18 protein-coding genes and 1 pseudogene are annotated in these 19,498 nt (G+C 73.1%); 7 read left to right on the top strand and 12 right to left on the bottom strand.

From position 1 onward, the window contains the following. Nucleotide 1: 1 nt before the first annotated feature. Nucleotides 2-526, bottom strand: coding sequence for a sigma-70 family RNA polymerase sigma factor (locus ACFYZ8_RS02070; protein WP_359031785.1), 525 nt, complete (start codon nucleotides 524-526; stop codon nucleotides 2-4). Nucleotides 527-731: 205 nt separating this feature from the next. Between ACFYZ8_RS02070 and ACFYZ8_RS02065 the strand changes: the two genes are divergently transcribed. Continuing rightward, complete coding sequence (locus tag ACFYZ8_RS02065; protein ID WP_388536642.1) at nucleotides 732-1,748, top strand: aspartate-semialdehyde dehydrogenase; 1,017 nt, start codon at nucleotides 732-734, stop codon at nucleotides 1,746-1,748. 281 nt (nucleotides 1,749-2,029) lie between these two features. On the opposite strand, the gene ACFYZ8_RS02060 is transcribed toward ACFYZ8_RS02065, so the two are convergent. Beyond that, a complete protein-coding gene (locus ACFYZ8_RS02060) occupies nucleotides 2,030-2,515 on the bottom strand; it encodes a DUF1203 domain-containing protein (protein ID WP_388536640.1) in 486 nt (161 codons plus the stop codon). Between the two features lie 158 nt (nucleotides 2,516-2,673). Between ACFYZ8_RS02060 and pepN the strand changes: the two genes are divergently transcribed. Beyond that, a complete protein-coding gene (pepN, locus tag ACFYZ8_RS02055; protein WP_388536638.1) occupies nucleotides 2,674-5,250 on the top strand; it encodes an aminopeptidase N in 2,577 nt (858 codons plus the stop codon). A 45-nt stretch (nucleotides 5,251-5,295) separates the two neighbouring features. Here pepN and ACFYZ8_RS02050 read toward each other — a convergent pair whose 3' ends face one another. The 4 genes from ACFYZ8_RS02050 to ACFYZ8_RS02035 form a co-directional block, all read right to left on the bottom strand. Beyond that, nucleotides 5,296-6,549: a M14 family zinc carboxypeptidase gene (locus tag ACFYZ8_RS02050; RefSeq protein ID WP_388536636.1), complete on the bottom strand. Its 1,254-nt coding sequence runs from the start codon at nucleotides 6,547-6,549 to the stop codon at nucleotides 5,296-5,298. Nucleotides 6,550-6,684: 135 nt separating this feature from the next. Beyond that, nucleotides 6,685-7,443, bottom strand: a complete 759-nt coding sequence (locus ACFYZ8_RS02045; protein WP_388536634.1) for an SDR family NAD(P)-dependent oxidoreductase — start codon at nucleotides 7,441-7,443, stop codon at nucleotides 6,685-6,687. Between the two features lie 76 nt (nucleotides 7,444-7,519). After that, the gene (locus tag ACFYZ8_RS02040) at nucleotides 7,520-8,851 is read right to left on the bottom strand and encodes a sigma-70 family RNA polymerase sigma factor (RefSeq protein WP_388536632.1); all 1,332 of its coding nucleotides are present in this window, start codon (nucleotides 8,849-8,851) and stop codon (nucleotides 7,520-7,522) included. A 396-nt stretch (nucleotides 8,852-9,247) separates the two neighbouring features. Beyond that, entirely contained in the window at nucleotides 9,248-10,183 is a 936-nt protein-coding gene (locus tag ACFYZ8_RS02035; protein ID WP_388536630.1) for an EamA family transporter, read from the bottom strand. A gap of 118 nt (nucleotides 10,184-10,301) precedes the next feature. Between ACFYZ8_RS02035 and ACFYZ8_RS02030 the strand changes: the two genes are divergently transcribed. Continuing rightward, a complete protein-coding gene (locus ACFYZ8_RS02030; RefSeq protein ID WP_359031791.1) occupies nucleotides 10,302-10,814 on the top strand; it encodes a MarR family transcriptional regulator in 513 nt (170 codons plus the stop codon). On the opposite strand, the gene ACFYZ8_RS02025 is transcribed toward ACFYZ8_RS02030, so the two are convergent. Continuing rightward, nucleotides 10,808-12,250, bottom strand: coding sequence for an FAD-dependent monooxygenase (locus tag ACFYZ8_RS02025; RefSeq protein ID WP_388536628.1), 1,443 nt, complete (start codon nucleotides 12,248-12,250; stop codon nucleotides 10,808-10,810). The genes ACFYZ8_RS02030 and ACFYZ8_RS02025 overlap by 7 nt on opposite strands. A 128-nt stretch (nucleotides 12,251-12,378) precedes the next feature. On the opposite strand from ACFYZ8_RS02025, the gene ACFYZ8_RS02020 reads away from it, so the two are divergent. Beyond that, nucleotides 12,379-12,945 carry a TetR family transcriptional regulator gene (locus ACFYZ8_RS02020; RefSeq protein WP_388536626.1) on the top strand — a complete coding sequence of 189 codons (567 nt, stop codon included), beginning with the start codon at nucleotides 12,379-12,381 and terminating at the stop codon, nucleotides 12,943-12,945. Between the two features lie 153 nt (nucleotides 12,946-13,098). On the opposite strand, the gene ACFYZ8_RS02015 is transcribed toward ACFYZ8_RS02020, so the two are convergent. The 3 genes from ACFYZ8_RS02015 to ACFYZ8_RS02005 form a co-directional block, all read right to left on the bottom strand. Continuing rightward, a complete protein-coding gene (locus ACFYZ8_RS02015) occupies nucleotides 13,099-13,395 on the bottom strand; it encodes a hypothetical protein (RefSeq protein ID WP_359031794.1) in 297 nt (98 codons plus the stop codon). An 81-nt stretch (nucleotides 13,396-13,476) separates the two neighbouring features. After that, nucleotides 13,477-15,531 (bottom strand): 4-alpha-glucanotransferase, encoded by a 2,055-nt coding sequence (malQ, locus tag ACFYZ8_RS02010; RefSeq protein WP_388536625.1) that lies wholly within the window; start codon nucleotides 15,529-15,531, stop codon nucleotides 13,477-13,479. Beyond that, the gene (locus tag ACFYZ8_RS02005; protein ID WP_359031796.1) at nucleotides 15,532-15,747 is read right to left on the bottom strand and encodes a hypothetical protein; all 216 of its coding nucleotides are present in this window, start codon (nucleotides 15,745-15,747) and stop codon (nucleotides 15,532-15,534) included. It abuts the gene before it with no gap. A gap of 195 nt (nucleotides 15,748-15,942) precedes the next feature. Between ACFYZ8_RS02005 and ACFYZ8_RS02000 the strand changes: the two genes are divergently transcribed. From ACFYZ8_RS02000 to ACFYZ8_RS01990, 3 genes are read left to right on the top strand one after another with little or no spacing between them, the layout of a single operon-like run. Then, nucleotides 15,943-16,476 (top strand): PadR family transcriptional regulator, encoded by a 534-nt coding sequence (locus ACFYZ8_RS02000; protein WP_388536623.1) that lies wholly within the window; start codon nucleotides 15,943-15,945, stop codon nucleotides 16,474-16,476. Then, entirely contained in the window at nucleotides 16,473-17,159 is a 687-nt protein-coding gene (locus tag ACFYZ8_RS01995; protein WP_359031798.1) for an ABC transporter ATP-binding protein, read from the top strand. The genes ACFYZ8_RS02000 and ACFYZ8_RS01995 overlap by 4 nt, the downstream gene beginning before the upstream one ends. Continuing rightward, complete coding sequence (locus ACFYZ8_RS01990) at nucleotides 17,156-18,523, top strand: FtsX-like permease family protein (RefSeq protein WP_388536621.1); 1,368 nt, start codon at nucleotides 17,156-17,158, stop codon at nucleotides 18,521-18,523. The genes ACFYZ8_RS01995 and ACFYZ8_RS01990 overlap by 4 nt, the downstream gene beginning before the upstream one ends. A gap of 90 nt (nucleotides 18,524-18,613) precedes the next feature. Here ACFYZ8_RS01990 and ACFYZ8_RS01985 read toward each other — a convergent pair. Both ACFYZ8_RS01985 and ACFYZ8_RS01980 read right to left on the bottom strand, forming a co-directional pair. Then, nucleotides 18,614-18,709 (bottom strand): annotated as a pseudogene (locus ACFYZ8_RS01985) (HNH endonuclease); the annotation flags it as partial. A gap of 133 nt (nucleotides 18,710-18,842) precedes the next feature. Continuing rightward, a complete protein-coding gene (locus ACFYZ8_RS01980; protein WP_388536620.1) occupies nucleotides 18,843-19,379 on the bottom strand; it encodes an HNH endonuclease in 537 nt (178 codons plus the stop codon). Nucleotides 19,380-19,498: the final 119 nt, after the last annotated feature.

Genomic DNA, 19,498 nt, shown 5'->3' with positions numbered 1-19,498 from the left:
GTCACACCACCTCGTCCTCGTGCAGGCGGGCGCGCAGGGCCCGGACCGCCGTGTGCAGGCGGCTCTTGACCGTGCCCTCCGGGACGCCCAGTTCCTGGGCGATCGAACGCACCGGCAGGTCGGCGAAGAACCGCAGCACCAGGACCTGGCGCTGCTGGTCGGGCAGCTCGTCCAGACCCTGGGCGACGGCGACGGAGAGCACGCTGGTGTCCTCCCCGGAGGGGTGCTCGTGCTGGCGCAGCGAGGCGAGGCGCTCCCCGAGCCGCTCCTGGCGCTTCTTCGCCCGGTGCCAGTCCATGGCGAGGTTGGAGGCGACGACGGCGGCCCACGCGGACACGTCCCGTGGCGCCTCGTACCCCTTCGCCGCCCGCTCCAGCAACCGCAGGCGGACCTGCTGCACCCCGTCCGGCAGGTCCGCCTGCGGCACCCCGCCGAGCGCGAGCACGGCCCGCACCCGGCGTTCCTGCGCCGCGTCCAGGGGGTCGTCCCCCTCGACCCGGCGGCCGATTCTGCGCAGCACCGACACGCCTCCCCTCGCCGCGTTTCTCCTACGACGCCGACGGGGGCGGAAACGTTCGGCGGATCCCCGGGAAATCGTCCAGAGGCGTACATCACACCGTCCGGTGTTCCATTCCTCGGGCATGGAGCGCAAAGAATTGGACAGGGAGCCCCGGGTCGGCCGCATGATGGAAAAGCCGCAGACACAACCAGGACACGCAGAGGGAGTCACCGTGAGGGTCGGAATCGTCGGAGCCACCGGTCAGGTCGGCACGGTCATGCGCGGGATCCTCAGGGAGCGGAACTTCCCGGTCACGGAGCTGCGCCTGTTCGCCTCCGCGCGCTCGGCGGGTTCGGTCCTGGACGGTGTGACGGTGGAGGACGCGGCGACGGCCGACTACACCGGCCTGGACATCGTGCTGTTCTCCGCGGGCGGCTCGACCTCCAAGGCGCTGGCCGAGAAGGTCGCCTCGCAGGGCGCGGTCGTGATCGACAACTCCTCCGCCTGGCGCAAGGACCCCGAGGTCCCCCTGGTCGTCTCCGAGGTGAACCCGCACGCCATCGCGGACCGCCCCAAGGGGATCATCGCCAACCCGAACTGCACCACCATGGCCGCGATGCCGGTCCTGAAGGTGCTGGACGCGGAGGCGGGCCTCCTCACGCTGATCGCCACCACCTACCAGGCGGTGTCCGGCTCGGGCCTCGCGGGCGTGGCGGAGCTGCACGGCCAGGTGCAGAAGGTCGCCGCCGACGCGGACAAGCTCACCCACGACGGCTCGGCGGTCGACTTCCCCGAGCCGCAGGTCTACAAGCGCCCCATCGCCTTCAACGTGCTCCCCTTCGCGGGCAACCTCGTCGACGACGGTCTGAACGAGACCGACGAGGAGCAGAAGCTCCGCAACGAGTCCCGCAAGATCCTGGAACTCCCCGAGCTGAAGGTCTCCGGCACCTGCGTGCGCGTCCCGGTCTTCTCCGGGCACTCCCTCCAGGTCAACGCCCGCTTCGCCCGCCCGATCTCCCCGGAGCGCGCGACGGAGCTCCTGGCGGGCGCCCCCGGCGTGACGCTCTCCGACATCCCGACCCCGCTCCAGGCCGCGGGCCAGGACGCCTCCTTCGTCGGCCGCATCCGCCGCGACGAGACGGTCGACAACGGCCTCGCCCTGTTCATCTCCAACGACAACCTCCGCAAGGGCGCCGCGCTGAACGCGGTCCAGATCGCGGAGCTGGTGGCGGCAGAGCTCAAGGGCTAGGCCGGGGGCCTGCGCATCTCGCAAGGGCAAGACGGCGGACGGTCGGGTACGCGCCCACGAAGAGGCACCCGGCACGTCCGCCCAGCCCCCACAGGCGCCGGCCTGGACATCGCGGAGCCGGTGGCCGTCGGCCTCAAGAGCCAAGGCCCGGGCCTGCGCACCTCGCACGCGAAACACGCAGGGACTGTCGGGTAGACGCCCGCCGAGAGGCACCCGGCACGCCCGCCCAGCCCCCGCGCACGTGCCGGCCTGGACATCGCCGGAGCCCGTGGCCGTCGGCCTCAAGAGCCAAGGCCGGGCCTGCGTACCTCGTAGAGGAAACAGCCGTACTCGACGGCCCGGACGTGGACCAGTGCCACGGACGGGTCGTCGAACGCGTTTCGGAAGGCGTCCTCGTCCGCGGCGGCGACCAGTTCTCCGCCGAGGATGTGCCCGGCGGCCGAGTAGCGGCGGACCGTCCGGTGAGCCCCCGCGAAGGGGTACCCGGCGCCTCCGCCCGGCCCCGCGCACGCGTCGGCGTGGACGAAGACGGGGCCCTGCTCGTCGTACGCCCCCGGGGCCGCGCCGGTCTCGGCAGCCCAGCGGCGCAGAGGGGCGTAGGAGACGAGCGCGATCCGCTCACCCGGCTCGCTGCGGCGCAGACAGCAGCGGAGCGGGGCGCCGCCCTCCTCGTCGGTGAACGGGGACGGGGGGCGGCCGGCGTCGTCGGCGGTACGGAGTTCCTTGAGGACCGCAGGTGCTACGGGGAGGGCGGTGTAAGTCGTCATGGGACCAGGCTGGGCCGGCCGCGCACGGATGACCGGCGGAAATCGGACGCCACGTACCCGGATCCGCAGGGTAATCCCCCGATCCGTCGGAGGCAGTTCGTGGAAGGATGACCGAACCGCCGAACCTACTCATAACGAGGAAACAAGGAGATGACCGCGTGCCTGGCACAAACCTGACTCGCGAAGAGGCCCAGCAGCGGGCGAAGCTGCTGAGCGTCGAGTCCTACGAGATCGATCTCGACCTCTCCGGCGCGCAGGAGGGCGGTACCTACCGGTCCGTGACCACGGTGCGCTTCGACGTGGCCGAGAACGGGGCCGAGTCCTTCATCGACCTGGTGGCCCCCACCGTCCACGAGGTCACGCTGAACGGGGACTCGCTCGACCCGGCCGAGGTCTTCCAGGACTCCCGGATCGCGCTGCCCGGCCTGCTGGAGGGCCGCAACATCCTGCGGGTCGTCGCCGACGCCGCCTACACCAACACCGGTGAGGGCCTGCACCGCTTCGTCGACCCGGTCGACCAGCAGGCGTACCTGTACACACAGTTCGAGGTGCCGGACGCCCGCCGCGTCTTCGCCTCCTTCGAGCAGCCGGACCTGAAGGCCACCTTCCAGTTCACCGTGAAGGCGCCGACGGGCTGGACCGTCATCTCCAACTCCCCGACCCCGGAGCCGAAGGACGACGTCTGGGTCTTCGAGCCGACCCCGCGGATCTCGTCGTACATCACGGCCCTGATCGTCGGCCCGTACCACTCCGTGCACAGCGTGTACGAGAAGGACGGCCAGTCCGTGCCGCTCGGCATCTACTGCCGGCCCTCGCTCGCCGAACACCTCGACTCGGACGCCATCTTCGAGGTGACCCGGCAGGGCTTCGAGTGGTTCCAGGAGAAGTTCGACTACGCGTACCCGTTCAAGAAGTACGACCAGCTGTTCGTGCCGGAGTTCAACGCGGGCGCGATGGAGAACGCGGGCGCGGTGACCATCCGCGACCAGTACGTCTTCCGGTCCAAGGTGACCGACGCCGCGTACGAGGTGCGCGCCGAGACCATCCTGCACGAGCTGGCCCACATGTGGTTCGGCGACCTGGTCACCATGGAGTGGTGGAACGACCTGTGGCTGAACGAGTCGTTCGCCACCTACACCTCCATCGCCTGCCAGGCGTACGCCCCGGACAGCCGCTGGCCGCACTCCTGGACCACGTTCGCCAACTCGATGAAGACGTGGGCGTACCGCCAGGACCAACTGCCGTCCACGCACCCGATCATGGCGGAGATCCGCGACCTGGACGACGTCCTGGTCAACTTCGACGGCATCACGTACGCCAAGGGCGCCTCCGTGCTCAAGCAGCTCGTCGCCTACGTCGGCATGGACGAGTTCTTCGGCGGTGTGCAGGCGTACTTCAAGCGCCATGCGTACGGCAACACGCGTCTGTCCGACCTGCTGGGCGCGCTGGAGGAGACCTCCGGGCGTGACCTCGGCACCTGGTCGCAGAAGTGGCTGCAGACGGCCGGCATCAACATCCTGCGCCCCGAGATCGAGACGGACGCGGACGGTGTCATCACCTCCTTCGCCATCCGCCAGGAGGCCCCGGCCCTGCCCGCCGGCGCCAAGGGCGAGCCGACCCTGCGTCCGCACCGCATCGCGGTCGGCCTGTACGAACTCGACGACGCCAGCGGCAAGCTGGTCCGCGACGAGCGCGTCGAGCTGGACGTCGACGGCGAACTGACGGCCGTACCGCAGCTGGTCGGCAAGCGCCGTCCGGCGGTCGTGCTCCTCAACGACGACGACCTGTCGTACGCCAAGGTCCGCCTCGACGAGCAGTCGCTGGCCTTCGTCACCGAGCACCTGGGCGACTTCGAGTCCTCGCTGCCGCGCGCCCTGTGCTGGGCGTCGGCGTGGGACATGACGAGGGACGCGGAACTCGCGACCCGCGACTACCTCTCCCTGGTCCTGTCCGGTATCGGCAAGGAGTCCGACATCGGTGTCGTGCAGTCGCTGCACCGGCAGGTGAAGCTGGCGATCGAGCTGTACGCCGCCCCCACCGCCCGCGAGACCCTGCTGACCCGCTGGACCGACGCCACGCTGGCCCACCTGCGGTCCGCGGCGGCGGGCAGCGACCACCAGCTGGCGTGGGCGCGGGCGTTCGCGGCGACGGCCCGTACGCCGGAGCAGCTGGACCTTCTGGAGGGGCTGCTCGACGGGTCGCAGGTCGTCGAGGGCCTGGCCGTCGACACCGAGCTGCGCTGGGCGTTCGTGCAGCGGCTGGCCTCCGTCGGCCGCTACGACGAGTCGGAGATCGCCGCCGAGTACGAGCGGGACAAGACGGCGGCGGGTGAGCGCCACGCGGCGACCGCCCGTGCCTCGCGGCCCACCGCGGAGGCGAAGGCGGAGGCCTGGGCGCAGGTCGTCGAGTCGGACAAGCTGCCCAACGCCGTGCAGGAGGCCGTGATCGGCGGGTTCGTGCAGACCGACCAGCGGGAGCTGCTCGCGCCGTACACGGACAAGTACTTCGAGGTGGTCAAGGACATCTGGGAGTCCCGTTCGCACGAGATCGCCCAGCAGATCGCGGTCGGCCTCTACCCGTCGCTCCAGGTCTCCCAGGAGACCCTGGACAAGACGGACGCCTGGCTGGCCGCGGCCGAGCCGAACGCGGCCCTGCGCCGGCTCGTCTCCGAGTCCCGCGCCGGTGTGGAGCGGGCCCTGAAGGCCCAGGCGGCGGACGCGGCGGCCGGGGAGTAAGGCGGACGCAGTCGCACGGACCCGGTGGGGGGCGGATGGCTTCGGTCATCCGCCTCCCCCGCACACCAGCCGGGCCGTGTTCAGCATCGTCCGGACATGCAGCGCGGTCTGCGTGGCCACCGGGACCCAGCGCAGGTCGTACGTCTTCTCCAGGTCCTGGCACCACTCGCGCACCAGGTCGTCGAGGATCTCGGCGGTCCGGGGGTCGGCGCGGGCCAGGGCGCGGCTCGCCATCGCCGCCGCCCTGAGCGGGATACGGCGGGCGGAGATGCCCCGGGTCGCGAAGTGGCCCTGGAACCGGCCGGGTTCCTCCGCGGCCCAGCTCTCCACGATCGACGGCGCCACGCCCAGCAGCTCCCGCGCGGCGTCCCGCAGCGGCGCGAGCTCCTCCGGTACGGCCATGTCGTCGAGCCGGGTCCCGAGTACCGCCGCGAGCTCCTCGGTGCGGCCCAGCAGCACCTCGCCCAGCCGCGCGGCCTCGCGGTCCGGGTCGGTGACCGGCCGGGCGTCGCTCACCGAGGGCACGGCCCAGGCGGGGGTCTCGATCAGGGTGGTCAGGGTGCCGTGGCGGCGCGGAGAGAACCAGGTGCTCTCGGCGGCGAACCCGCTCGGGTCGCGTTCCCCCTCACCGTGGCCGTCGGGCAGCACCAGGACACCGGGCGGGTCGAGCCGCCAGCCGGGGCCGTCGACGGGGTGCCGGTCGACGGGGACCCGCAGCTGCGCCGCCGTCCCGCGGAAGGCCTCCGCTGCGCCGGGCACCTCCCGCGTCATCATCACGAAGGCCCCGCCGAACTCGATGCCGTGCAGGGTGAACTGGGCGACCGGCCGCAGCTCGTCGAGGAGCTGGACGAGCGCGGCCGACTCGGGCAGCGGCCGCCCGGGAGGCATCGGCAGGGACTCCGGTTGCCGGGCGAACGCGGGCCGGTAGAAGTATCGGTGACACTCCGTCAGCGACGGGTCGGGCTCCTCCGGCTGCCAGCCGTGCGCGAGGTGCGCCCCGTCGGGGTCGAGGCAGAACAGGAAGTGCCAGGTGCAGTCGAGGAGTTCGAGCATCCTGGGCCGGCCGGCGAACAGGGCGGCGAGCCGCAACGCCGAGGCCCCGCCCACCGGTTCGTTGGCGTGGGCTCCGGCCACCGAGAGGATGTGGCGGTCGCCGTGTCCTGCGGACAGCAGCAACAGCGGGCGCCCCGCCCGGCTCTCCCCGGCCCGGCCGAGCCGCAGCAGGCCGGGGGCGGCGCGGACCAGCGTGCGGGCCCTTCGCTCCAGTTCGTCGACTGCCGGATAGAGCGAAGTCCGCACGCCGGTCCTCCGAACGCTGGTGGTCCGATCAAGCACCCTGGGAATTACTGTCCCCAGTGGTCTCTTTCTTGTCCAGCGGGCGAATCACGGTCTTCGTCGGGCTCTCAACTCCCGTGTGCGGCCCACCCGGACCGCTCAGCGGGACACCATTCCGCCCGTGGCGTTGACGAAGGTGCCGGTGATGCCGCCCGCGTGGTCGGAGGCGAGGAACACCGCGGTGGCGGCGACCTCGGCGAGGGTGGGGTTGCGGCGGGTCATGCGCATCCCGGCGAGCTGGTCGACGATGCCCTGGACGGCGCCCTCGTCGATCGCCGGGTTGACCGCGGAGAGCTTCTCCACGGTGAACGTCTCCGGCACTCCCGCCACCCACAGCCCCACCGCCCGCACCCCGCGCGGCCCGAGTTCGATCGCCAGGTTGCGCACCAGGGTGTCGATCGCCCCGTCCGCGGGGCCGGTGCCGCCCATCATCGGACTGCCGTGCGCGGAACCGCTGTTGAGGGCGAGGATCACACCGGAGCCGCGTGCGGCCATACGGCGTCCCGCGGCACGGGCGGTGATGAAGTTGGCGCGCAGACCGTCGGTGACCGGCCGCATGAAGTCGTCGGCGGCCATGTCGACCAGCGGCGCGCCCTGCACGTCGCCGCGCGTGACCAGGTTGATGGAGATGTCGATGTCCCCGACCCGCTCGGCGTGCGCCTCCACGGCCGCCTCGTCCAGCGCGTCCAGGACGGCGACCTCGGCGTCCTTGATGTCGGCGGCCACCGCCTCCAGGGTCTGCCGGGTGCGGCCGACGAGGTGGACCCGTGCGCCCTGCTCGGCGAAGGCACGGGCGACGGCCCCGCCGATGGATCCGCCGGCGCCGTAGACGATCGCGGTCTTGTCGGTGAGCAGCATGGTGAACTCCTTGGAAGTGGTGCGTGCGGGACATCCATGCAGACGTACGACTCCGCGGATGCTCATCGGTCGGCGTTCACAGCCGCAGGGGCAGCCCGAACGCGGGGAAGAGGTGCGGTTCGAAGGAGGTGATCTCCGCGATGCGGTCGCCGTGGCCTTCGTCGCCGAAGCGCAGGACGTCCAGGACCTGGGCGCGGAAGACGCTGGTTCCGGGCCTGCGGACGTAGTTCGCCGCCGCGAGCTGGCCGTTGGCGCGGGTGGGCAGGCTGCGCCAGTGGCCGAGGAACATCGGGGAGCCGGGGTCGAGGCTGACCCGCACGAAGTCGATGAGCGCGTCCCGGCCCACGAACCAGAACGGGTTCGGCGGCATGGTGAGGGTGACGTCCTCGGTGAGCAGCGCGGCCATCGCGTCGAAGTCGAGGTGTGAGACGGCGGCCATGTACCGGTCCAGTACGGCCCGTTGGCCGTCCGTGGGCACGGTGGCCCGCCAGTCGGCTCGCTCCCGGGGCAGGTGCTCGCGCAGGGTGGGCCGGGCCCGCTGGAGTGCGCTGTTGACGGAGGCCACGCTGGTCTCCAGGGCCTCGGCGGTCTCGGCGGCGGTCAGTCCGAGGGCGTCGCGCAGGACCAGCGCGGCCCGCTGGCGCGGGGGCAGATGCTGGATCGCGGCGAGGAGGACGAGCTCCAGGGTCTCGCGGGAGACCGCGGCGGACTCCGGCTCCTCGTGCTCCTCGGTGAGGGGCATCTCGTCGTCGGGGTAGGGCTGCAACCAGGTGATACGGGCGGGCGGCTCCCCGCCGCCGTGGTTCATCCCCGGCACCGGTTCGTACCGCTGCGGGCGGCGCGCGGTCCGCCGCAGCTGGTCCAGGCAGGTGTTGGTGGCGATCCGGTACAGCCAGGTCCGCGCACTCGCCCGCCCCTGGAACCCGTCCCGCGCCCGCCAGGCCCGCAGGAAGGTCTCCTGCACCAGGTCCTCGGCCTCGTCGTACGACCCCGTCATGCGGTAGCAGTGCACCTGGATCTCGCGCCGGTACTGCTCGGTGAGGGCGGCGAAGTCGGTCTCGGTGAGTTGCGTAACGGGGGCGGGTGTGACGGAATCCCCGGGTACCACGGAATCCCCGGCGTCCTGGGTGGTGTCGCGCGCGGTCCGGGCCACCCGCCGCAACCTCGCGACCGATTCCGCCAGTTCGGAGACGGTCGAGTAGAGGGTGTCCGCGGGCCGCGCTGCCAGCCGCCCCGCCTGCCGCCCGATGTCGTCGATGAGCCCCTGCACGGTGAGGCCCTGGGGCTGTCGCCGTTCCCGGTAGGCCTTCTGCCGGCAGGCGGCGGAACAGTAGACGGACCCACGGCCGGTACGGCCTTCCCGCGCGGCAAGCGGCTTCCCGCACACCGCGCAGACATCTGCGGCCACACGCACCTCCGGGAGTTTCGTAACGCGGTGCCGGAGTGACGCTACAACGCCGTGGCGCCGGGCGGGGCCCGCCTGCCCCCGCGGCACCGCCTACGCCGGACCGAGGAGGAACGACCCCGCACGGGCGCCCTGCCGGAGACGTCCAACAGTTCGGGGCCCGGGGCCCGCTCACCGGCACGACACCGGACACACCAGCCCCGCCGCACCCCCGCGGCGATCCCGCCCCGGCAAGGGACACGACCCCCGCCGAAATGACGTACCCCCAGCCGAGACGAAGCCCACGCTCACCGGCACGACACCGGACACACCAGCCCCGCCGCACCCCCGCGGCGATCCCGCCCCGGCAGGGGACACGACTCCCGTCCGGTGCGGCCGTACCCCGGCTCCCCCGTCGCCCTACCGTCGCGGCGCCGACAGTGTCAGGTCCGGCGAGGCCTTTCGGTGATCGGTCTCGGGTGCACCGGACGAGCCCCGCGCCGGTGGCCGTGCCCCCAGCTGCCCCGCCACCGTCGCCGCGAACGCCAGTGCCATGCCGGCCAGCTGGACCGGTGTCAGGGTCTGATCGAGCGCCGCCCAGCCGACGACCGCGGCGGTCAGGGGGGACAGGGGGCCGAGGAAGGTGACCTGGGTGGCGGTGAGGCGGCCGATGCCGCGGAACCAGAGCCAGTACGCGACCGCCGTGTTCGCCAGCGCGAGGTAGAGGTAGCCGCCGACCGCCCGGCCGTCGAGCGCGGGCGGGGCGCCCTCGACGAGGAGGGCGAGGGGCGCGATGAGCAGGCCGCCCGCGGTGAGCTGCCAGGCGGTGAGCGCGAGCGGGCCCACGCCGTCGGGGCGGCCCCAGCGCTTGGTCAGCACGGTGCCGGCGGACATCGAGGCGGCGGAGGCGAACGCCGCCGCCACCCCGACGGCGTCGAGCGCCCCGGCCGCCTTGAGCACGACGAGGCTGACGCCGAACGCGGCGACGAGACCGGTGACCACACTCCGGGCGGTGGGCCGCTGCCCCAGCAGCACCGCGGACAGCCCGACGACGATCAGCGGCCCCACCGACCCGACCACCGCGGCCATCCCGCCCGGCAGCCGGTACGCCGACAGGAACAGCAGCGGGAAGAAGGCCCCGATGTTCAACGCCCCGAGCACGGCCGCCTTCCCCCACCAGACCCCCCGGGGCAGTACCCGGGCGAGAGCGAGCAGCACCAGCCCGGCGGGCAGCGCCCGCATCATGCCGGTGAACAGCGGACGGTCGGCAGGCAGGAACTCGGTGGTGACGGCATAGGTGGTGCCCCAGGACACGGGGGCGAGGGCGGTGAGGAGGATCGTGGCGATGCGATTCATGGCGGGCCCCTTCGGTCTCACAGCCAGTACTAGCTCGATGGCAAGTAGCTTACCCCTAAGCTACTTTTCCGCAAGCCACTTTCTTGCGGGCAACCCTGCGCCCACGGATACTCGGCACATGAGTGCACAGCGCAAGGACGCCGTCGACGCGATCATCGATCAGTGGGCGGCCGTGCGGCCCGACCTCGACACCAGGCCCATGGAGGTCTTCGGCCGGATCTACCGCCTCGCCCGGGCCATGGGCGACCGCGTGGAGAAGGCGTACGCCCCCTACGGCCTCGCCCGCGGCGAGTTCGACGTCCTCGCCACCCTGCGCCGCGCCGGCGAGCCGTACACCCTCTCCCCCCGCCAGCTCTCCTCGACCCTGATGCTCACCACGGGCGGCATGACGGGCCGCCTGGACAGACTGGAACGTGCCGCCCTCCTCCGCCGCTCCCCCGACCCCCATGACCGCCGGGGCCTCCAGGTGACCCTGACGGAGAAGGGGCTGGCCGTGATCGACGAGGCGGTGGTGGCGGGCCTGGCAGCCCAGACCCAGGCGCTGTCCACCCTCGACGAGCAGAAGGCCGGCCAACTGGCCGACCTGTTGCGGGAGCTGCTCGCGGGCACGCAGGGGACAGCGGATCACTGACCGCCGACGTGGGTGGCCAGCGCCGCCCGCACCACCCCTTCGCCGGCGTCCTCCGCCGCCCACCCCACGTACCCGTCGGGCCGCACCAGCACCGTCGTACGGCGTCCGCTCGCCCAGCGCTCCACGGTGAGCCGGTCCTTGCGGGCGCCCGGGTCGCCGTAGGCCCCGGGGGTGATCAGGACGAAGCGGCCGCCGCGCAGGGACTCGTAGAGGCGGCCGCCGCCCGCGAGGGCCACGTCCGGGACGCGGGTGCCGGTCAGGGGGTGGGCGCCGCGCGGGGCGGTGTACCGGTAGCCGATACCGGTGAGCTGACCGAGCATCCGGCTGCGGGCCGGGGCGACCCGGTCGAGGACCGTCGTCAGGGCTGCGCGCAGGGCGAGTTCCCAGGGGCGGTCGGCCATCGCGAGGCGGACGATGCCGCCGCTGCTGCGCAGGACCGCCCGGCCGACCGGGTGGCGTTCCGACTGGTACGAGTCCAGGAGCCCGGGCTCCGCGTGACCGCCCACCACCTGGGCCAGCTTCCAGCTCAGGTTCGCCGCGTCCTGGAGGCCGGTGTTCATGCCCTGGCCGCCCGCCGGAGTGTGCACGTGGGCGGCGTCGCCGGCGAGGAAGACACGGCCCACCCGGTAGGCGGGGGCCTGGCGTTCGTCGCTGTGGAAGCGGGACATCCAGCGGGCGTCGTGCATCCCGAAGTCACGGCCCAGCGCGAGCCGGGTGACCTCCTTGATCTCGTCGAGGTCGAGGGGCTCGCCGTCGGGGACGTCGTGGGCGCGGTTCCAGGCGATGACCCGGTGGTAGCCGTCGCCGAAGGGGGCGAGGAAGGCGAAGGCGTCGCCCACGGCGTTGACGGTGAGCAGGGTCTCGGGCGGCTCGGCGAGGCGGACGTCCGCCAGGAGCACCGAGCGGATCACCGACCGGCCGGGGAAGGGCAGGCCGATCGCGTCGCGTACCGCGCTGCGCATGCCGTCGGCGCCCACGACGTACTCGCCGCGCAGGGGCTCCGTCACCCCGTCCGGGCCCCTGACGTCGACCGTCACGCCGTTCGCGTCCTGGGACAGGCCCGTCACCTCGGTCTCGTACCGGAAGTCGACGCCCGCCTCCACCGCCCGCCGTTCCAGGGCCTGCTCGACCTCGTACTGCGGGAGGACCAGGAGGTGGTTGAAACGGGACGGCAGGCCGCCGAGATCGATGGTCAGGCTGCCGAACAGGCGCAGTGTGTCCAGGCGCTGTCCGAGCGCCTCCAGTCCGTCGGCGAGGCCGCGGGCGTCGAGCTGTTCGAGGGTGCGGGCGTGCAGGACGAAGGCGCGGGAGAGGTTGCTGATGCCGTGGGGGCGCCTTTCGAGGACGGTGACGGGGACGCCGGCCGTGGCCAGGTCGCCGGCCAGGAGCAGGCCGGTGGGGCCGGAGCCTACGACGATCACGGGGGTGCCGTTCATGGTGGACCTCCTGATGCCAACACTCGTTCGCCAACAACTGTTTGCCAACGCTTGTTGACGACGGTAGCGGCGGCTCATCGTGGCGTCAACACTTGTTGGCCAACGCGTGTTGGCCTACGATCACCGGCATGAACGACACCCCCCGCCGCCGCTCCGACGCCACCCGTACGGCGATCCTCGCCGCGGCCCGCGAGCGCTTCGCCGCCGACGGCTACGAGCGGGCCACGATCCGCGCCATCGCCAAGGACGCGCACATCGATCCGTCGATGGTGATGCGCTACTACGGCAACAAGGAGGGCCTGTTCGCGGCGGCTGTCTCGATCGATCTGGGGCTGCCGGACGCCGGCTCACTGCCCCGGCACGACATCGGCCGCGCGCTGGTTACGCGTTTCCTCGACCTGTGGGAGGAGAACGAGGTGCTCACCGCGCTGCTGCGGGTCGGCGCGACCAACCAGGCGGGGGCCGAGCGGATGCAGGAGATCTTCCGGGAGCAGGTGATGCCGGTCGCCCAGCGGGTGTGCCCGGACCCGGAACAGGTCCCCGCGCGGGCCGCGCTGGCCGCCACGCAGCTGCTGGGGCTCGCGCTGACCCGGTATGTCCTGCGGTTTCCGCCGACCGTGGCACTCACGCGCGAGGAGGTCGTGGCGTGGCTGGCGCCCACGGTGCAGCGGTATCTGACGGCGCCGAACCCCTGAGACCACAGCGGTATCTGACGGCGCCGAACCCCTGAGAGCCGCAGCGGTGCCTCACAGCGCTGAACCCCTGGGAACGCACAAGGGCGCCGGCCTCGCCCACGTACGCCCGGCAGGGGTACGTGTGGCGGGGCCGGCGCCCCGGGAAAGGTGGGGTCAGGCCTTCGAGCCGGCCTTGGCCTCGGCCTCGGCGGGCTTGGTCCTGATGTTGCGGCTGGTCACCCGGTGCGCTTCCTTGGACTTGTCCAGGACGAACACCAGGCCGGCGATGACCCCGAACAGCACCAGCGGGGCCACGACGAACAGACCCAGCGTCTCGATGACGCTCAGGCCCGTGCCGGGGTCGTCGCCGTCGTCGCGGGTCAGCGCGGAGGCGGGGGACGACATGAGCAGCATCATCAGCGTCGTACCGGCCACCAGGGCGCCGGCGCGCAGGGCGTTCTTCTTGTCCACGGAGCCAAAGTATCCAACGGCGGTTCGGGCCGCGCGCCCGGGGTGCCGTATGAGGCGCCCCGGGCGTACCGGCGCCCACCGCTACGGCGCCCGCAGCACCTCCACCAACGCGTGCAGCCGGGCCGACGCCGCCAGGTCCTCCAGCGTCACCGGCCGCCCGTCCCCGTCCGCGATCGGCAGCCGCCAGTTCGGATACTGGTCCCACGTCCCGGGCAGGTTCTGCGGCCGGCGGTCGCCCACCGCGTCCGGGAGCCAGACGCCCACCATCCGGGCCGGGGTGCGCAGCAGGAAGCGGTGGACGGCCTGGATCTGCGCCTCCTCCGACGAGGGGTCGGCGCCGCCGCCCGTGCCGTGCAGCAGGCCGAGACGGGCCAGCAGCTCCAGCCACTCCCCCGTGTCGGCCGCCGCCTCCGCGCGCTCCTCGTCCAGCGGGCGGGTCAACAGGCCGAGACCGTCCCGGAGTTCGACGTGCTCGCCGGTGAGACGGGACGCCGTGGGCGGCAGGTCGTGCGTGGTCGCGGTCGCGAGACAGTCCGCGCGCCACCGCTCGGGCGGCAGCGGGCGCCCGTCGCCCTCCCAGTCCCGCTCGAACCACAGCACGGACGTCCCGAGCACCCCCCGCTCGCGCAGCGCCTCGCGCACGCCGGGTTCGACCGTGCCGAGGTCCTCGCCGATCACCACCGCCCCGGCCCGTGAGGCCTCCAGGACGAGCACGGCGAGCATGGCCTCGGCGTCGTAGCGGACGTAGGTGCCCTCCGTCGGCGGATGGCCCTGCGGGACCCACCACAGCCGGAACAGGCCCATGACGTGGTCGATGCGCAGGGCGCCGGCGTAGCGGAAGAGGGCCCGCAGCAGCTGCCGGTAGGGCGCGTACCCGGACTCCGCGAGCCGGTCCGGGCGCCACGGCGGCAGCCCCCAGTCCTGGCCGCGGGCGTTGAAGGCGTCCGGGGGCGCCCCTACGGACATCCCGGCCGCGAAGTACGCCTGCTGGGCCCACGCGTCCGCGCCCTCGGGATGCACGCCCACCGCGAGGTCGTGGACGACCCCCACCCCCATCCCCGCCTCCCGCGCGGTCCGCTGGGCGGCGCCGAGCTGGCTCTCGGTGAGCCAGGCGAGGCGGCTGTGGAAGTCGACGCGGTCCATCAGCTCACCGCGGGCACGGGCCGTCTCGGCGGAGCGCGGGTCGCGGAGGCCGGCCGGCCAGTCCCGCCAGTTCGAGCCGTGCACCTCGGCCAGCGCGCACCAGGTCGCGTGGTCCTCCAGTGCCTGGCCGCCCTCGGCGAGATAGTCGGCGTAGGCGGCACGGCGGCCGGGCCCGAGCGGGACCTCGCGGAGGAGTTCGAGCGCCTCCCGCTTGACCTCCCACACCGCGTCCCGGTCGATCAGGGCGCCCTTCTCCAGCACGGACTCCCGCAGCCGCTCCGCCCGCTCGCACAGGGTCCGCAGCCGGTCGGGGTCCGCGACCTGGGTGTACTCGGGGATGTCCTCGATCCGCAGGTGCACCGGGTCGGGGAAGCGGCGCGAGGACGGCCGGTAGGGGGACGGGTCGGTGGGGGCGCCGGGCACGGCCGCGTGCAGCGGGTTGACCTGGACGAAGCCGGCGCCGAGGGCGCGCCCCGCCCAGGAGGTCAGTTCGGCGAGGTCGCCGAGGTCGCCCATGCCCCAGGAGCGGTGCGAGAGCAGGGAGTAGAGCTGGACGAGGAGTCCGTACGACCGCCGCGGCGGCGCGGGCAGCCGCGGCGGGGCCACGATCAGGTGGGCGTCGGCGGTGCGGCCGTCGGGGGCGGTCGCCGTCAGCCGGTGGACTCCGGGCGGGAGCTGGTCGGCGGCGGAGCGCGTCTCGCCCTGTTCGGTCGCGATGCGCAGCCGGGTGCCCTCGGGCAGGTCGGCGACGAAGGCGGGCGGGCTGCCGCTCCAGCACACCACCGTCGGCGGCAGCAGGCGCGCGCCCAGCTCGCATTCCCGGGCCGCGAGCGCGGCGGCCGGGTCGTCCGCCTCGACGCCGAGGGCGGCCAGGGCCGAGGTGACGGCGGTGGCGGAGGCGGCGACCGTGCGGTCCGGGGAGGGGCGGTAGGAGGTGGCGATGCCGTACGACTCGGCGAGGCGGGACAGCTCCGGACCGGGGGGCGCCGACATCTAGGGCTCCAGGTAAGCGTCGGACTCGCTGGTCAGGGGGGCGGCGTCGGCGAGCGGCGGCTCGCTGGTGAGGGGCTGCTCGGCGTCGGGCAGGGGTGGTTCGCTGGTGAGCGGGGTCTCGGTGCAGGCGCCCTCGGCGCTGAAGACGCAGAAGTGTTCAGCGGGCGCCTCGGGTTTGGACAGGGGCGGGAGCAGCAGGGGTGCCGGTGCGGCCACGGGGGCCTCCTTGTCGAGTACGACGACGGGGGTTACCGCAGCCCTACCCAGTGGACGCGACGACAGACGTGCCGGAGGGGAGAACGTGCTCTTCGTCATGTTCCGTGGCTTCGCCGTTCCCGTCCAGCGTTCAGCCGCCGGTTGCCCGCTGATCACTATTCACTCAGTACATGTACATGGTGCATACTCATCGCCATGAGCATCCGCCACATCCTGCTGGGGCTGCTCGCCGGAGGGCCGAGCCATGGCTACGACCTCAAGCGACGCCACGACGACCGTTTCCCCGAGGCCCGGCCACTGGCCTACGGGCAGGTCTACACGACCCTCCAGCGCCTGGTCAGGGACGGTCTCGCCGAGGTCGACGGCACCGACTCCGACGGCGGCCCGGAGCGCACCAGGTACCGCTCGACCGAGGCGGGGGCGCGTGAACTGGCCGAGTGGGCCGGGCAGATCGCCCCGCCCGCGCCCTTCGTGACCAACGAGATCTTCGCCAAGGTCGTCGTCTCGATCCTGTCCGGCGGCGACCCGGACGCCTACCTGCGGGCCCAGCGCGCCGCCCACATGGCGCGGATGCGGGAGCTCACGGCGGTCAAGACCGCCCAGGGTGCCGACCTCGCGACCGTGCTCTCGGCGGACTACGCCCTCAACCACCTCGACGCCGACCTCCGCTGGATGACCACCACGGCGGCCCGGCTCACCACTTTGACCGCGGAGGTCGACTCGGCATGAGCAACCCGGAGCCGCTGCTCGCGGCCCATGACCTCGTGAAGAGGTACGGCAGGTCCGAGGCCCTGCGCGGCGCCTCGGTCGCGCTGGACGCCGGCGAGATCCTCGCCGTCACCGGCACCAGCGGCAGCGGGAAGTCGACGCTGCTGCACTGCCTGGCCGGGATCGTCCGGCCGGACACCGGTTCGGTGTCCTACGGCGGCGACCGCCTCGATGAGCTGCCCGAGAAGCGGCTGAGCGAGCTGCGCCGTACGGAGTTCGGGGTGGTCTTCCAGTTCGGGCAGCTCATCCCCGAGCTGACGGCGCTCGACAACGTGGCGCTGCCGCTGCTGCTCGCCGGCGTCTCCCGCGCGGATGCCCACACGCGGGCCGGTGAGTGGCTGGAGCGGTTCGGAGTGCGCGGCCAGGCCGGACTGCGGCCCGGCGAGATGAGCGGCGGACAGGCCCAGCGGACCGCGCTGGCCCGCGCCCTGATCACCGGACCGAAGGCGGTCTTCGCGGACGAGCCGACCGGCGCGCTGGACTCCCTGGCGAGCGAGCAGGTCATGACGGCCCTGGTCCGCACGGCCCGCGAGTCGGGCACGGCGGTCCTGCTGATCACCCACGACGCCCAGGTGGCGGCGTACGCGGACCGCGAGGTGCGGATGGCCGACGGGGCCGTCGTCCCGGTGGGGGTGACGGCGTGAGGACGCTGCCGCGAGACCTCCGCATGGCCTGGCTGCTCACCCGCGGTTCCGACCGGCGCGAGTGGTGGCGGGTCGGACTCACGGCGGTCGGGGCGGCGCTCGCGACCGGGATCGGGCTGGCGGTCTTCGCGCTGAACTCGCTGGACGGCCAGTACTCCGTGTCCGTCGGGGCCGGCCTGCTCGACTCCGACAGCGACCGGCGCAACGTGAGTGCCGTGGCCGTGCTGCTGCTGATCCCGGTGCTCGGCTTCCTCGGGCAGTGCGCGCGGATCGGCGCGGTGCACCGGGACCGGCGGCTGGCCGCGCTGCGGCTCGCGGGGGCGGACGCGTGGCAGGTGCGGCGGATCGCGGCACTGGAGTCGGGGCCGGCCTGTCTGGCGGGCTCGGCGGCGGCCACGGCCGTGTGCGTACCGCTGCTGCTGCACCTGTGGGAGCGGCCGGGCGCCCTCGCCTGGGCCGGTGCCGTCCTGGTCCCCGTGGCCGTACCGCTGCTGGGCGCGGCGGTGAGCATGCTGTCGCTGCGGCGGGTGGTGGCCTCGCCGCTGGGCTGGGTACGGCGGGTGCGGCCGATGTGGGGTCCGGGGCGGGCCCTGCGGGTGGTGATCGGGCTGCTCGGGGTCACGGCGCTGTTCGTCGGTGTGTCGTCGTTCCTCGGCGGCCCCGTCGAGGTGGCCCTCGGCCCGCCGGCGCTGTTCGCCGTCGTGCTGGTCGTGGGGTTCGCGACGGTGTCGCTGGCCGGTACGACGGCCCGGCGGCTGGGCGGGACCCTGGCCGCCCGCGCCCAGAGCCCGGCGCTGCTGATCGCGGCGGAACGGCTGCGGGACGACCCCTGGGCGGCGGCCCGCACCCACGCCTCGGTGCTGCTGGTGACGGTCGTGGGGGCCGGCTTCGTGGGCGTACGGCAGGTGCTGCTCGCGACCCTGCGGTCCATGCGCCGCGAGGGCACGCTCGCGACGGACATGGACTACTACACGACCGGCATCGACCTGACGGGCGCCGCCATCCTCGTCGCCCTCGCGCTGGTCCTGACGGGGCTGGCCGTCGGCACCGTGGAGTCCCTGGCCACCCGGCGCCGGGGGCTGGCCGCGCAGGTCGCCGCCGGGGTGCCGTACCGGGTCCTGGCGAGGGCGCTGATCCTGGAGACCGCGCTGCCGCTGGCCCCCGCGGTGGTGGTCGCCGGCGCCGGCGGCATGGCGATCAGCGCCTGGTACACCTCACTGGCCTCACAGGACACGGCGGTGACACTGCCGTACGCCGCCCTCCTGGTCCCCGTCGCGGTGTACGCGGCCTGCCTCCTGTCCGCCGCCACCTCGCTGCCCCTGCTGCGCCGCTCGCTGCGCCCGGCCGAACTCAGGTACACCTGACGCCCTGACCGTCCGGCCCCGGAGGCACAGGGGACCCCCGAGGCCGGATCCGGGCCGCCGCGTGCGGCAACACAAAGGCCCGGATCATCGTCAGGCTGAGATGCCGTCGATCCGGGCCATGGCGTCCTCCGCACCGAACGGCTGCAAATACGGCAGCCAGCGCGGGTCCCTGTGCCCGGTGCCGATGACGCGCCGCTCGCTGCGCCCGGCCGAACTCAGGTACACCTGACCCCTTGACCGTCCGGCCCCGGAGGCACAGGGGACCTCCGGAGCCGGATCCGGGCCGCCGCGTGCGGCAACACAAAGGCCCGGATCGTCGTCAGGCTGAGATGCCGTCGATCCGGGCCATGGCGTCGTCCGCACCGAACGGCTGCAAGTACGGCAGCCAGCGCGGGTCCCTGTGCCCGGTGCCGATGATGCGCCAGGCCAGGCCGGTGGGTGGGGCGGGTTTGTGGCGCAGCCGCCAGCCGATCTCGAACAGGTGCCGGTCGGCCTTCACGTGGTTGCAGCGGCGGCAGGACGCCACCACGTTGTCCCAGGCGTGCTTGCCCCCGCGGCTGCGCGGGATGACGTGGTCGACGCTGGTTGCGACGCCACCGCAGTACATGCACCGGCCCCCGTCGCGGGCGAAGAGCGCCCTGCGGGTGAGAGGCACGGGCCCACGGTAGGGAACCCGGACGAATCGCTTGAGCCGGACCACGCTGGGTGCGGGGACTGTGACGGTCGCGCTGTGCAGGTAGGCGCCGGATTCCTCGAGGGAGACCGCCTTGTTCTCCAGGACGAGGACGAGCGCGCGGCGGAGCGGTACGACGCCGAGGGGCTCGTACGACGCGTTGAGTACCAGGACATGCGGCACGGATGCCTCCTTGGGCGTCGGCGGCGCGTGGCTCGCGCCGGGACGATCTGCAGTCAGTCTCCCCTCTCGCCCGGGAGGAACGCCACCATGTCCCGGTAACGGGCTGGGAGTGTTTTCGA

The organism is Streptomyces sp. NPDC001668 (assembly GCF_042893155.1).
Classification (GTDB): Bacteria; Actinomycetota; Actinomycetes; order Streptomycetales; family Streptomycetaceae; genus Streptomyces.
The sequence above is the reverse complement of the archived record's forward strand: the minus strand, read 5'-3'. Positions and strand labels throughout refer to the sequence as shown.